This window comes from Pseudomonas putida, from assembly GCF_003228315.1.
Classification (GTDB): Bacteria; Pseudomonadota; Gammaproteobacteria; order Pseudomonadales; family Pseudomonadaceae; genus Aquipseudomonas; species Aquipseudomonas putida_S.
In genome coordinates this window covers 3,196,957-3,209,762 of sequence record NZ_CP029693.1, presented here as the reverse complement: position 1 = coordinate 3,209,762, position 12,806 = coordinate 3,196,957, and the positions used below count along the sequence as shown (strand labels likewise).

Genomic DNA, 12,806 nt, shown 5'->3' with positions numbered 1-12,806 from the left:
ACCCGTGTCTCTGATCGCTTCTGACCACTTCCGCATCGTTGTCGGCCTCGGCAAGAGCGGCATGTCCCTGGTTCGCTTCCTGGCGAACCGGGGCGTGGCGTTTGCCGTGGCCGATACGCGGGAAAATCCACCGGAACTGGCCACGCTCAAGCGTGACTATCCGCACGTGGAAGTGCGTTGTGGCGAGCTGGATGTCGAATTCCTGTGCCGTGCCGACGAACTCTACGTGAGCCCTGGCCTGGCGCTGGCGACTCCGGCCCTGCAGGCTGCCGCCGCCCGTGGCGTGAAATTGTCCGGCGACATCGAGCTGTTCGCGCGCAACGCGAAGGCGCCGATCGTGGCCATCAGCGGTTCCAACGCGAAGAGCACCGTCACTACCCTGGTCGGCGAAATGGCGACTGCGGCCGGCAAGCGTGTCGCTGTCGGCGGCAATCTTGGTACGCCGGCGCTGGACCTGCTGCGCGATGACGTCGAGCTTTACGTCATGGAGTTGTCGAGTTTCCAGCTGGAAACCACCGACCAGCTCAACGCCGAAGTGGCGACCGTGCTCAACATCAGTGAAGACCACATGGACCGCTACAGCGGTCTGCCGGCCTACCACTTGGCCAAGCACCGGATCTTCCGTGGCGCGAAGCAATTCGTGGTCAACCGTCAGGATGCCCTCAGCCGTCCGCTGATGGGCGAGAACCAGCCTTGCTGGACCTTCGGTTTGACCAAGCCTGACTTCAAGGCCTTCGGTCTTCGCGAAGAAGACGGCGAAAAGTACCTGGCCTTCGAATTCCAGAACCTGATGCCCGTACGCGAGCTGAAGATTCGCGGTGCCCATAACCAGTCCAACGCCCTGGCGGCGCTGGCCCTCGGTCACGCGGTCGGCCTGCCATTCGATGCCATGCTCTCGGCCCTGCGCAACTTCGCCGGGCTTGAACACCGTTGCCAGTGGGTTCGCGACCTGGATGGCGTGGGCTATTACAACGACTCCAAGGCCACCAACGTCGGCGCCGCCCTGGCTGCCATCGAAGGCCTGGGCGCGGACATCGACGGCAAGATCGTGCTGATCGCCGGTGGCGACGGCAAGGGTGCCGAATTCAAGGATCTGCGTGGTCCGGTGGCAGCTAACTGTCGCGCCGTCATTTTGATGGGCCGTGATTCCGACAAGATCGGCGAGGCCATTGGCGACGCTGTTCCGCTGATTCGCGCAGGCTCCCTGATCGACGCCGTGGAACAATGCCGGGCCGCCGCCCAGCCAGGTGACGTGGTGCTGCTGTCGCCGGCCTGTGCCAGCTTCGACATGTTCAAGAACTACGAAGACCGTGGTCACCAGTTCGTCCAGGCCGTGGAGGAATTGGCATGAGTCTGAAGGGCATCATCAAGCCGTTTCCATCGCCGCTGATTACCGGGCGCGGTATCGATCTCGACTTCCCGATGCTCGCCGGTTGCCTGGCGCTGCTTGGCCTGGGCCTGATCATGATTGCCTCGGCATCGACCGAAGTGGCGGCGGTGCAGTCGGGCAGCCCCCTGTATTACATGATTCGCCATTTGATCTACGTGGTGCTGGGCCTGGGCGCCTGCATCGTCACGATGATGATTCCGATCGCCACCTGGCAACGCATGGGCTGGATGATGCTGATCGGTGCCTTCGGTCTGCTGGTAATGGTGATCATCCCGGGAATCGGCCGTGAGGTGAACGGTTCGATGCGCTGGATCGGCTTCAGCTTCTTCAACGTGCAGCCTTCCGAAATCGCCAAGGTGTTCGTGGTGATTTACCTCGCCGGTTACCTGGTGCGCCGTCAGAAGGAAGTGCGTGAGAGCTGGATGGGCTTTTTCAAGCCGTTCATCGTGCTGCTGCCAATGGCCGGTCTGTTGCTGATGGAGCCTGACTTCGGCGCCACCGTTGTAATGATGGGCGCGGCGGCGGCGATGCTGTTCCTCGGCGGCGTGGGGCTGTTCCGTTTTTCCCTGATGGTGGTGCTGGCGGTCGGCGCGGTTGTGTTGTTGATTCAGATGCAGCCCTATCGAATGGCGCGCCTGACCAACTTTGCCGACCCTTGGGCCGATCAGTTTGGTGCCGGTTATCAGTTGTCCCAGGCGTTGATCGCCTTCGGTCGCGGCGAGTGGCTGGGCGTTGGCCTGGGCAACAGCGTGCAGAAGCAGTTCTATCTGCCGGAAGCCCACACCGACTTCGTATTCTCCGTGCTGGCCGAAGAACTGGGCGCCGTGGGCTCCCTGTGCACGGTCGCGCTGTTCGTTTTCGTCTGTATTCGCGGCATGTACATCGGCCTGTGGGCAGAAAAAGCCAAGCAGTTCTTCGCCGCCTACGTCGCCTATGGCCTTTCTTTCCTGTGGATCGGTCAATTCCTGATCAACATCGGCGTGAACGTCGGCCTGCTGCCGACCAAGGGCCTGACCTTGCCGTTCCTCAGTTATGGCGGCAGTTCGCTGGTGATCTGCTGTGCCTGTCTTGGCTTGTTGCTGCGCATCGAGTGGGAGAGTCGAACCCACCTGGGCAGCGAAGAGATGGAATTCCATGAGAGCGACTTCGCCGAGGAGCCGAACCATGGGCGCTAATGTATTGATCATGGCAGGCGGCACCGGTGGTCATGTGTTCCCGGCGCTGGCTTGTGCCCGCGAGTTCCAGGCGCGCGGCTATACCGTGCACTGGCTCGGCACGCCGCGCGGCATCGAGAACGAACTGGTGCCAATGGCCGGGATTGAATTGCACCGGATCAACGCCAGCGGCCTGCGTGGCAAGGGCAAATTGTCGCTGCTCAAGGCACCGTTCATGTTGCTCAAATCGGTCTGGCAGGCACGGGCGATCATTCGCCGCTTGCAGCCGGTCTGTGTGGTCGGATTTGGTGGTTATGTGACCGGTCCCGGCGGAGTTGCCGCCAAACTGGCCGGCGTACCGGTGATCGTTCACGAGCAGAACGCGGTGGCCGGTACCGCCAATCGGTTGCTGGTGCCGTTGGCCGCCCGAGTCTGTGAAGCGTTCCCCGACACCTTTACCCTGTCGAGCAGCCGACGGACCACCGGTAACCCGGTGCGCACCGAGCTGTTCCTTGAAACACCGCGGCCCGCCCTGGGCGGTCGCAAGGCGCGTTTGCTGATCCTGGGCGGAAGCCTGGGGGCAGAGCCGTTAAACAAGTTGCTGCCTGAAGCCCTGTCGCAAGTCGCGCCCGACCTGCGCCCGGAAGTGTTCCATCAGGCCGGCAAAAATCACGATGAAGTGACTGCAGAGCGCTATCGCGCGGCTGGCGTGGAAGCGCAGGTGCAGCCCTTTATCAAAGACATGGCCCAAGCCTATGGCTGGGCCGATCTGGTGGTGTGTCGCGCAGGTGCGCTGACCATCAGTGAACTGGCTGCCGCCGGTCTGCCCTCGATGCTGGTGCCCTTGCCCCATGCGATCGACGATCACCAGACCCGCAACGCCGACTATTTGGCCCGTGAGGGCGCTGCCTTCCTGATGCCGCAAAGAACGACCGGTGCAGCGGATCTTGCCGCTCGCCTGACAGAGGTCCTGATGCAACCGCAACGACTGAACGATATGGCCACTGCCGCCCGCCGCCTGGCCAAACCCGATGCCACCCGTAACGTGGTCGATACCTGCCTGGAGGTGGCCCATGGTTGAGAATCAGAAAGCCATGCCACAACCGGAAATGCGCCGCATCCGCCGCATCCACTTCGTCGGAATCGGCGGTGTGGGTATGTGCGGGATTGCCGAAGTGCTGCTGAACCTGGGCTATGAAGTGTCCGGTTCCGACCTCAAGGCTTCGCTGGTAACCGAGCGCCTGGAATCCTTCGGTGCGCAGATTTTCATCGGCCACCGTGCCGAAAACGCCGCTGCTGCCGACGTGCTGGTGGTATCGAGTGCCGTGAACACCTCCAATCCGGAAGTTGCCACCGCGCTGGAACGCCGCATCCCTGTGGTGCCGCGCGCCGAAATGCTGGCCGAGCTGATGCGCTATCGTCATGGTATCGCCGTCGCCGGTACCCACGGCAAAACCACTACTACCAGCCTCATCGCTTCGGTATTCGCCGCCGGTGGCCTGGATCCGACCTTCGTCATCGGTGGCCGTCTGAATGCCGCGGGCACCAACGCCCAGCTCGGTACCAGCCGTTACCTGATCGCCGAGGCCGACGAAAGCGATGCCAGCTTCCTGCACTTGCAGCCGCTGGTGGCCGTGGTCACCAACATCGACGCCGATCACATGGCGACCTACGACGGTGACTTCAACAAGCTGAAGAAAACCTTCGTCGAATTCCTCCACAACCTGCCGTTCTATGGCCTGGCCGTGGTCTGCCTGGACGATCCTGTCGTGCGTGAAATCCTGCCGCAGGTCAAGCGTCCGACCGTCACCTACGGTTTTGGCGAAGACTGCGACGTGCGCGCCATCAACGTGCGCCAGCAGGGCATGCAGACCTTCTTTACCGTACTGCGTCCGGATCGTGAGCCGCTGGATGTTTCGGTGAACATGCCGGGCAACCACAACGTGCTCAACGCATTGGCGACCATTTGCATCGCTACTGACGAGGGCGTCAGTGATGAAGCCATCGTCCAGGGCCTGTCCGGGTTCCAGGGCGTTGGCCGACGCTTCCAGGTCTACGGCGAACTGCCGGTCGAAGGCGGCAACGTGATGCTGGTCGACGACTACGGTCACCACCCGACCGAAGTCGCGGCAGTGATCAAGGCCGTGCGCGGTGGCTGGCCGGAGCGTCGTCTGGTGATGGTCTACCAGCCGCACCGTTACAGCCGCACACGCGACCTGTACGACGATTTCGTCAATGTACTGGCCGATGCCAACGTCCTGCTGCTGATGGAAGTCTATCCGGCCGGCGAAGAGCCGATTCCGGGTGCCGACAGCCGCAAGCTGTGCAACAGCATCCGCCAGCGCGGTCAGCTCGACCCGATCTACATCGAGCGCGGAATCGACCTGGCGCCACTGGTCAAGCCGCTGCTGCGTGCCGGCGACATCCTGCTGTGCCAGGGTGCCGGTGACGTTGGCGGCCTCGCCCCGAGCCTGTTGAAGAGTCCGTTGTTCACCGGCGCCGTGGCTGCGCCGGTCGAGGGGAAGTTGAAATGACTGCTGCCTACGCCAACCTCGTCTCCACTGTCGCGCCGAAGGATTTCGGCCGCGTCGCCGTGCTGTTCGGCGGCAAGAGTGCCGAGCGCGAAGTGTCCCTGAAATCGGGCAACGCTGTCCTCGACGCGCTGAAAAGTGCCGGCGTGGATGCGTTCGGTCTCGACGTCGGTGACGACCTGCTGCAGCGTTTGCTGAACGAAAAAATCGATCGCGCCTTCATCATTCTCCACGGTCGTGGTGGTGAAGACGGCAGCATGCAGGGCCTGCTCGAATGCCTGGGCATTCCATACACCGGCAGCGGCATCCTCGCTTCGGCGCTGGCCATGGACAAACTGCGCACCAAACAGGTCTGGCACAGCCTGGGTATTCCGACGCCACGTCACGCTGTACTCAGCAGCGAGTCCGATTGTATTTCCGCGGCTGCGGAACTGGGCTTCCCTTTGATCGTCAAACCGGCCCATGAAGGTTCAAGTATCGGTATGGCCAAAGTGACTTCCGCGTCCGAATTGATCGACGCCTGGAAAGCGGCCAGTACCTACGATTCGCAAGTGTTGGTCGAGCAATGGATTCAAGGTCCGGAGTTCACCATCGCCACCCTGCGTGACCAGGTGTTGCCTCCGATTGCCCTGGGCACGACCCACAGCTTCTACGACTACGACGCCAAGTACATCGCCAACGATACCCAGTACCGCATTCCGTGCGGGCTGGACAGTGCCAAGGAAAAGGAACTCATGGATCTCACGGCGAAAGCCTGTGAGGCGCTGGGTATTGCCGGTTGGGGCAGGGCGGACGTAATGCAGGATGCCGACGGGCAGTTCTGGTTCCTGGAAGTCAACACGGCGCCCGGCATGACCGATCACAGCCTGGTGCCGATGGCGGCCCGTGCCGCCGGCCTGGATTTCCAGCAACTGGTTCTGGCCATTCTGGCCGAGAGCGTTGGCCGCAATGCTGCCAGCAAGCAAGAGCCGCGAGGTTAAGACCATGCAAGGCGCACAGTTGAGACATCAGCCACCCGCACCCGGCCGCAAGCCGGTGCCGCGAGGTGCGAGCCGAATGGTGGCCAAAGAGCCGATGTCCGTGCGCCTGCCGAAAGCCAATTTCGGTTTTCTGAAAAGTCTGTTCTGGCCGGTTCTGCTGGTTGTGTTGGGGTTCGGTACCTATGAAGGCGCACAGCGTTTGCTGCCGTACGCCGACCGGCCGATCACCAAGATCAATGTCCAGGGCGACTTGAGTTACATCAGCCAGCAGGCGGTGCAGCAGCGGATCGCTCCGTACGTGGCGTCGAGCTTCTTCACCATCGACCTTGAGAGCATGCGCACCGAGCTGGAACAGATGCCATGGATCGCCCACGCCGAAGTTCGGCGGGTCTGGCCGGATCAGGTGATGATTCGCCTGGAAGAGCAACTGCCGGTGGCTCGCTGGGGTGATGAATCGCTGTTGAACAACCAGGGTCAGGCATTCACCCCGCGTGAGCTGGCCAATTACGAACACCTGCCGCAGCTGTTCGGCCCACAACGGGCTCAGCAGCAGGTGATGCAGCAATATCAGGTGCTGAGTCAGATGCTCAGGCCACTGGGCTTCTCCATCGCACGTTTGGAGTTGCGTGAACGAGGCAGTTGGTTCCTGACCACCGGCCCCGGCAGCGCGGGCCCTGGCATCGAGCTGCTGCTTGGACGCGGCAACCTGGTGGAAAAGATGCGCCGCTTCATTGCCATCTACGACAAGACGCTTAAAGAACAGATTACGAACATTGCGCGCATCGATCTGCGCTACGCCAACGGCCTCGCTGTTGGCTGGCGGGAACCTGTAGCGCCCCCGGCAGCCCAACCCGCTGTCGCGAAGAATTGAGAAGAGGCAGGACCCATGGCAAACGTGCAAAGCGGCAAAATGATCGTCGGTCTCGATATCGGCACCTCCAAAGTGGTGGCGCTGGTAGGCGAGGTCGAGGATAACGGCACGCTGAATATCGTCGGGATCGGTACGCACCCGTCCCGTGGCCTGAAGAAAGGCGTGGTGGTGAACATCGAGTCCACCGTGCAGTCGATCCAGCGCGCCATCGAAGAAGCGCAGCTGATGGCCGGTTGCCGCATCCACTCCGCGTTCGTTGGCGTGGCCGGCAATCACATCCGCAGCCTGAACTCCCACGGCATCGTGGCGATTCGTGATCGCGAAGTCAGCTCCGCCGACCTCGAGCGCGTCCTCGACGCCGCACAGGCCGTGGCGATTCCGGCTGACCAGCGCGTGCTGCACACCCTGCCGCAGGATTACGTGATCGATAACCAGGAAGGCGTTCGCGAGCCCTTGGGCATGTCCGGCGTGCGTCTGGAAGCCAAGGTCCACGTGGTCACCTGCGCCGTCAACGCCGCACAGAACATTGAAAAATGCGTGCGCCGCTGCGGCCTGGAAATCGACGACATCATTCTCGAGCAACTGGCGTCCGCCTACTCGGTACTGACCGACGACGAAAAAGAGCTGGGCGTGTGCCTGGTCGACATCGGCGGCGGCACCACCGACATCGCGATCTTCACCGAGGGTGCGATCCGTCACACCGCCGTGATCCCGATTGCCGGCGATCAGGTCACCAACGACATCGCGATGGCGTTGCGTACCCCGACCCAGTACGCCGAGGAAATCAAGATCCGCTACGCCTGCGCCCTGGCCAAGCTGGCCGGCGCCGGCGAAACCATCAAGGTGCCAAGCGTTGGCGACCGTCCACCGCGCGAACTGTCCCGCCAGGCCCTGGCCGAGGTGGTCGAGCCGCGTTACGACGAACTGTTCACGCTGATCCAGGCCGAACTGCGTCGCAGCGGTTACGAAGACCTGATCCCGGCCGGCATCGTGCTCACCGGTGGTACCGCGAAGATGGAAGGCGCCACCGAACTGGCCGAGGAAATCTTCCACATGCCGGTACGCCTGGGCGTACCTCATGGCGTGAACGGTCTGGATGACGTAGTACGCAACCCGATTTATTCCACTGGCGTTGGCCTGTTGATGTACGGCCTGCAGAAGCAATCCGATGGCATTTCGTTCTCGGGTATTGGCAGCCGCGACAACTACAGCAGCGAAGAGCCGAAAGGCGCCTTGCTCGATCGCATCAAGAGCTGGGTCCAGGGCAATTTCTGATTTACCGCAGCACCGCAGTACCGCAACAAAAGCAGTAGGCGAAAAAACTAGAGAACGTAAAGGAGAGGGAAAATGTTCGAACTCGTAGACAACATCCCCGCAAGCCCGGTCATTAAAGTTATCGGTGTAGGCGGTGGCGGCGGCAACGCCGTGAATCACATGGTCAAGAGCAACATTGAAGGCGTCGAATTCATCTGCGCCAACACTGATGCCCAGGCGCTGAAGAGCATCAGCGCGCGGACCATCCTGCAATTGGGTACCGGCGTGACCAAAGGTCTGGGCGCTGGCGCCAACCCTGAAGTAGGTCGTCAGGCCGCTCTCGAAGACCGTGAGCGCATCGCCGAAGTCCTGCAGGGCACCAACATGGTGTTCATCACCACTGGTATGGGCGGCGGTACCGGTACCGGTGCTGCGCCGATCATCGCCGAAGTGGCCAAGGAACTGGGCATCCTCACCGTTGCGGTGGTGACCCGTCCTTTCCCGTTCGAAGGCCGCAAGCGCATGCAACTGGCCGACGAAGGCATTCGTCTGCTGTCCGAAAGCGTCGACTCGCTGATCACCATTCCCAACGAGAAGCTGCTGACCATCCTCGGCAAGGACGCAAGCCTGCTGTCCGCGTTCGCCAAGGCTGACGATGTACTGGCTGGTGCCGTTCGCGGTATCTCCGACATCATCAAGCGTCCGGGCATGATCAACGTCGACTTTGCCGACGTACGCACCGTGATGAGCGAAATGGGCATGGCGATGATGGGTACCGGCTGCGCCAGCGGTCCGAACCGTGCACGCGAAGCCACCGAAGCGGCCATCCGCAACCCGCTGCTCGAAGACGTGAACCTGCAAGGCGCACGCGGCATCCTGGTGAACATCACCGCCGGTCCTGACCTGTCCCTGGGTGAGTACTCCGACGTGGGTAGCATCATCGAAGCCTTCGCTTCCGAGCACGCCATGGTCAAGGTCGGTACCGTTATCGATCCGGACATGCGCGATGAGCTGCACGTCACTGTGGTTGCGACCGGTCTGGGCGCGAAGATCGAGAAGCCTGTGAAGGTCATCGACAACACCGTTCACACCACCATGGCTCCACAGCCACAACAACAGGCCCCTGTTCGTCAGGAAGCTCCAGCGGTGAACTACCGTGACCTGGACCGTCCGACCGTCATGCGCAACCAGGCTCAGGCCGGTGCTGCGGCTGCCGCGAAGATGAATCCGCAGGATGATCTGGACTACCTGGACATCCCGGCTTTCCTGCGTCGTCAGGCCGATTGATGAAATGTATCAGGGCTATGAAGGTGATTGGTGTTCAGCAAAGGCATGGTCTGCTATCATCGCCAGCCTTTGTTGATACCAGTTCGCAAATTGCGCTGAAGCGGCCCAAGCCATGATTAAACAACGCACACTGAAAAATATTATCCGTGCCACAGGTGTAGGCCTGCATTCCGGGGAGAAGGTATACCTGACCCTCAAGCCCGCACCGATCGACACCGGAATCGTCTTTCGCCGTGCCGACCTCGATCCTGTGGTCGAGATCCCGGCTCGTGCAGCCAACGTCGGCGAGACAACCATGTCGACGACGCTGGTCAACGGTGACGTGAAAGTGGATACGGTTGAGCACTTGCTTTCGGCCATGGCTGGCCTGGGCATCGATAACGCCTACGTCGAGCTCTCCGCGTCCGAAGTCCCGATCATGGATGGTAGCGCTGGACCCTTCGTATTTCTGATTCAATCGGCTGGCCTGGAAGAACAGGACGCAGCCAAGAAGTTCATCCGTATCCTGCGGGAAGTGACAGTGGAAGACGGCGACAAGCGCGCCACTTTCGTCCCTTTCGAAGGGTTCAAGGTGAGTTTCGAGATCGATTTCGATCACCCGGTTTTCCGTAACCGCACCCAAAGTGCAAGCGTGGACTTTTCCAGCACTTCGTTCGTAAAAGAAGTCAGCCGCGCCCGTACCTTTGGTTTCATGAGTGACATCGAGTACCTGCGCAAGCACAACCTCGCACTCGGCGGCAGCGTTGAAAACGCGATCGTGGTCGATTCGGATGGCGTACTGAACGAAGACGGCCTTCGCTATGAAGACGAATTCGTGAAGCACAAAATCCTCGATGCAATTGGTGACCTCTACCTGCTGGGCAATAGCCTGATTGGTGAGTTCAAGGGCTTCAAGTCCGGCCACGCACTGAACAACCAGCTGCTGCGCAAGTTGATTGAGCAGACAGATGCCTGGGAAGTCGTGACCTTTGAAGACGCCAGCACTGCACCGATTTCTTACATGCGCCCTGTTGCGGCCGTGTAAGTAAAAAACCTCTCTAGTTTTTTAAAGGCTACCTTCGGGTGGCCTTTTTTTATGGTGAATCGAAAAAGATCGCAGCCTTCGGCAGCTCCTACAGGATACGTATTCCAATGCAGGAGCTGCCGAAGCCTGCGATCTTTTGCTTTTTCAGGCACCACTCACCACCCGATTCCGTCCCCCGTCCTTGGCCTGATACAACGCCTTGTCCGCCGCAAACAGCAACTGCTCCAGGCTGATGTCACTGGCGGTGGTCCAGGTGCTGATCCCGATACTGACAGTCATCGGCTGCTCATCGCCTGCCACCGATGGCAACTGTTCCACCTGTTCGCGGATACGTTCGGCGATCTGCCTTGCGCCATCATTGTCAGTTTCCGCCAGAATCACCGAAAACTCTTCACCGCCGTAGCGGGCGACCAGGTCGGTCGGGCGATGTACGTTGGTGCGAATGACCTCGGCCAGCGAGCGCAAGGCCTCGTCGCCAGCCGGATGCCCGTGGCGATCATTGAAGGCCTTGAAGTGATCGGCATCGATCATCAACACCGATATCGGCTTGCCGGAACGTTGTGCACGGAACCACTCGTGGCGCAGGGTCTGATCCAGGGTCCGGCGATTGGCCACGCCGGTCAGGGCATCGGTGGCGGCCAGCTGCTCCAATTCCTTCTCGATGCAGTGGCGCAGGCGCAGCTCGCGGCACAGCAGCCAGGTCAGCCACAGCAACGCCAGGCACAGCACCCCGGTGGCGCCACTGATCACAATCGCGGTGCGCTTCCAGGCCGCGAATACCTCATCACCGGACAAGGCGACGATCACCGTCAACGGCAGGTTGCCGACCCGGCTGAAGGTGTACAGGCGCTGCCTGTGGTCAACGCTCGAGACACTGTCAAAGCTGCCGCTACGCTCGCGCAACATGCGCACGACATTGGGCCGGCCAGCGTAGCTTTTGCCGATCGAGCTGCCTTGCAGAAAAGGCTTCTGAGCCAGCAGCAGGCCATCGTCATTGATGATCGCCAGGGTACTGTCGGTGCCAATGTCCAGGCTGTTGAATAGCTGTTCGAAGTACTCAAGGCGCATCGAGGCCACCGCAACCCCCAAAAACTCACCGCTCTCGGAGGAAATACGCCGGCTGAAACTCATCTGCCATTCGTCGTTGAACTCGCAGTCGCAGCGAGTCTTGTACGGGCGGCTGATGAACAGGCCGACGTCGCGGTTGAAGGCGTGGGCGAGGAAATATTCCCGATCGGCAAAGTTGCCCGGTTTGGGTTCGATCAATGAGGAGTCGGCGAGCACCTCGCCATGCTTGTCCAGTAACAGGATGTCGCTCTTGTAGCGTGCCGTGGCGGAGCGGTCGAACAGTACCAGTTGGCGGATCTGCGCCGACACTTGCTTGAGATCATCCCGTTGCGAGGCGGCAATCAGGCCTTGCAGGGTCAGGTCATAGAGCTCGACCGTGCGCAGCACATCGGCGTCGATCAATTGGGCGATGGTGGTCGCACTGCGCGTCGCTGCCTGTTGGGCGTTGGCGTGTTCGCGGATCAGCAGAAAGGTGACGATGGCGAGAATCGCGATGACGGTCAGGCTGCTACCGAGGATCACCAGGAGCTCGGGCCGACCGGGGCTGACTGAGCGATGTGGGGTACGGCGTACGGTCATGGGGCTGATGTCTGCGGGAGTGACTGAGTAAGCGTAGTCCCATACCCCCATTTCTGTAGGAGCGAGCCTGCTCGCGATGGAGGACGGCGCGCCGCGGGGTGTCAGGCTTCCAGCGTCAGCGTTGACGACCATCGCGAGCAGGCTCGCTCCTACAGGAGAGGTGAATCATTGCGCCGACAGTAATAACAGACAAAAAAAGGCCGCTGACGGGAGCGGCCTGGTGGACAATTTTTCATGGGAAAGAGCCAATGAAAATGTCAGGAGAAACAGGTGCGATGTACGTGGATCAGCTGTCTTTCAGAGCCTCGGCACTGGACTGGGCGCTGGAGGCTTGCGGAGCCTGAGTGGCTTGCTGCGCCTTGGCCGTCATCTCGTTCTGGTGTTCCTCGTAAGCCGCGGCGCGTGCGGTGTTCTGCGCCACGAATGCCTGCGACTCTTCAGCCATGGCGAAAGGAGAACCGATCAAGGCGGTCAAAACGAAAGCGCTGGCAATACCCATACTGTTGGACATCTTTAAAAACCTTCTTGCTTGGCAAGTGCTGTTTGGTGCGAGCAAAGATAAGGATGTCGGGCGATGGGAAAAAGAGCGGATTCATGAAAGGACTGTTACGCAAAAAGCAAAAGTTACTCACGGATCGTTCCCACGCTCTGCGTGGGAATGCCTCAAC

General features: G+C 60.8%; 11 protein-coding genes. 9 read left to right on the top strand and 2 right to left on the bottom strand.

Annotation, left to right across the window (positions count from 1 at the left end; translation table 11 throughout):
• Nucleotides 1-4 precede the first annotated feature (4 nt).
• From murD to lpxC, 9 genes are all read left to right on the top strand, one after another.
• Complete coding sequence (murD, locus tag DKY63_RS14885) at nt 5-1,351, top strand: UDP-N-acetylmuramoyl-L-alanine--D-glutamate ligase (RefSeq protein WP_110964802.1); 1,347 nt, start codon at nt 5-7, stop codon at nt 1,349-1,351.
• Nucleotides 1,348-2,565 (top strand): putative lipid II flippase FtsW, encoded by a 1,218-nt coding sequence (gene ftsW, locus DKY63_RS14880; RefSeq protein WP_110964801.1) that lies wholly within the window; start codon nt 1,348-1,350, stop codon nt 2,563-2,565. Before murD ends, ftsW begins: the two co-directional genes overlap by 4 nt.
• Nucleotides 2,555-3,625 (top strand): undecaprenyldiphospho-muramoylpentapeptide beta-N-acetylglucosaminyltransferase, encoded by a 1,071-nt coding sequence (murG, locus tag DKY63_RS14875; protein ID WP_110964800.1) that lies wholly within the window; start codon nt 2,555-2,557, stop codon nt 3,623-3,625. Before ftsW ends, murG begins: the two co-directional genes overlap by 11 nt.
• Complete coding sequence (gene murC, locus DKY63_RS14870) at nt 3,618-5,078, top strand: UDP-N-acetylmuramate--L-alanine ligase (RefSeq protein ID WP_110964799.1); 1,461 nt, start codon at nt 3,618-3,620, stop codon at nt 5,076-5,078. Before murG ends, murC begins: the two co-directional genes overlap by 8 nt.
• Nucleotides 5,075-6,055, top strand: a complete 981-nt coding sequence (locus tag DKY63_RS14865) for a D-alanine--D-alanine ligase (RefSeq protein ID WP_110964798.1) — start codon at nt 5,075-5,077, stop codon at nt 6,053-6,055. Before murC ends, DKY63_RS14865 begins: the two co-directional genes overlap by 4 nt.
• Before the next feature lie 4 nt (nt 6,056-6,059).
• Complete coding sequence (locus DKY63_RS14860) at nt 6,060-6,926, top strand: cell division protein FtsQ/DivIB (protein WP_110964797.1); 867 nt, start codon at nt 6,060-6,062, stop codon at nt 6,924-6,926.
• 15 nt (nt 6,927-6,941) lie between these two features.
• Nucleotides 6,942-8,201: a cell division protein FtsA gene (ftsA, locus tag DKY63_RS14855; RefSeq protein ID WP_110964796.1), complete on the top strand. Its 1,260-nt coding sequence runs from the start codon at nt 6,942-6,944 to the stop codon at nt 8,199-8,201.
• Nucleotides 8,202-8,273: 72 nt separating this feature from the next.
• A complete protein-coding gene (gene ftsZ / locus DKY63_RS14850) occupies nt 8,274-9,467 on the top strand; it encodes a cell division protein FtsZ (RefSeq protein ID WP_110964795.1) in 1,194 nt (397 codons plus the stop codon).
• Between the two features lie 112 nt (nt 9,468-9,579).
• A complete protein-coding gene (gene lpxC / locus DKY63_RS14845) occupies nt 9,580-10,491 on the top strand; it encodes a UDP-3-O-acyl-N-acetylglucosamine deacetylase (protein WP_110964794.1) in 912 nt (303 codons plus the stop codon).
• Between the two features lie 144 nt (nt 10,492-10,635).
• On the opposite strand, the gene DKY63_RS14840 is transcribed toward lpxC, so the two are convergent.
• Both DKY63_RS14840 and DKY63_RS14835 read right to left on the bottom strand, forming a co-directional pair.
• Nucleotides 10,636-12,138, bottom strand: a complete 1,503-nt coding sequence (locus tag DKY63_RS14840; protein WP_110964793.1) for a sensor domain-containing diguanylate cyclase — start codon at nt 12,136-12,138, stop codon at nt 10,636-10,638.
• 286 nt (nt 12,139-12,424) lie between these two features.
• Nucleotides 12,425-12,649 (bottom strand): hypothetical protein, encoded by a 225-nt coding sequence (locus DKY63_RS14835; RefSeq protein ID WP_110964792.1) that lies wholly within the window; start codon nt 12,647-12,649, stop codon nt 12,425-12,427.
• Nucleotides 12,650-12,806: the final 157 nt, after the last annotated feature.

What these genes read in the sequence shown, in the direction of transcription:
- murC (WP_110964799.1), top strand. Translation starts at nt 3,618, where the DNA reads ATGGTTGAGAATCAGAAAGCCATGCCACAACCGGAAATGCGCCGCATC.
- DKY63_RS14865 (WP_110964798.1), top strand. Translation starts at nt 5,075, where the DNA reads ATGACTGCTGCCTACGCCAACCTCGTCTCCACTGTCGCGCCGAAGGAT.
- DKY63_RS14860 (WP_110964797.1), top strand. Translation starts at nt 6,060, where the DNA reads ATGCAAGGCGCACAGTTGAGACATCAGCCACCCGCACCCGGCCGCAAG.
- DKY63_RS14835 (WP_110964792.1), bottom strand. Translation starts at nt 12,649, where the DNA reads ATGTCCAACAGTATGGGTATTGCCAGCGCTTTCGTTTTGACCGCCTTG.
- ftsA (WP_110964796.1), top strand. Translation starts at nt 6,942, where the DNA reads ATGGCAAACGTGCAAAGCGGCAAAATGATCGTCGGTCTCGATATCGGC.
- ftsZ (WP_110964795.1), top strand. Translation starts at nt 8,274, where the DNA reads ATGTTCGAACTCGTAGACAACATCCCCGCAAGCCCGGTCATTAAAGTT.
- murG (WP_110964800.1), top strand. Translation starts at nt 2,555, where the DNA reads ATGGGCGCTAATGTATTGATCATGGCAGGCGGCACCGGTGGTCATGTG.
- DKY63_RS14840 (WP_110964793.1), bottom strand. Translation starts at nt 12,138, where the DNA reads ATGACCGTACGCCGTACCCCACATCGCTCAGTCAGCCCCGGTCGGCCC.
- ftsW (WP_110964801.1), top strand. Translation starts at nt 1,348, where the DNA reads ATGAGTCTGAAGGGCATCATCAAGCCGTTTCCATCGCCGCTGATTACC.
- lpxC (WP_110964794.1), top strand. Translation starts at nt 9,580, where the DNA reads ATGATTAAACAACGCACACTGAAAAATATTATCCGTGCCACAGGTGTA.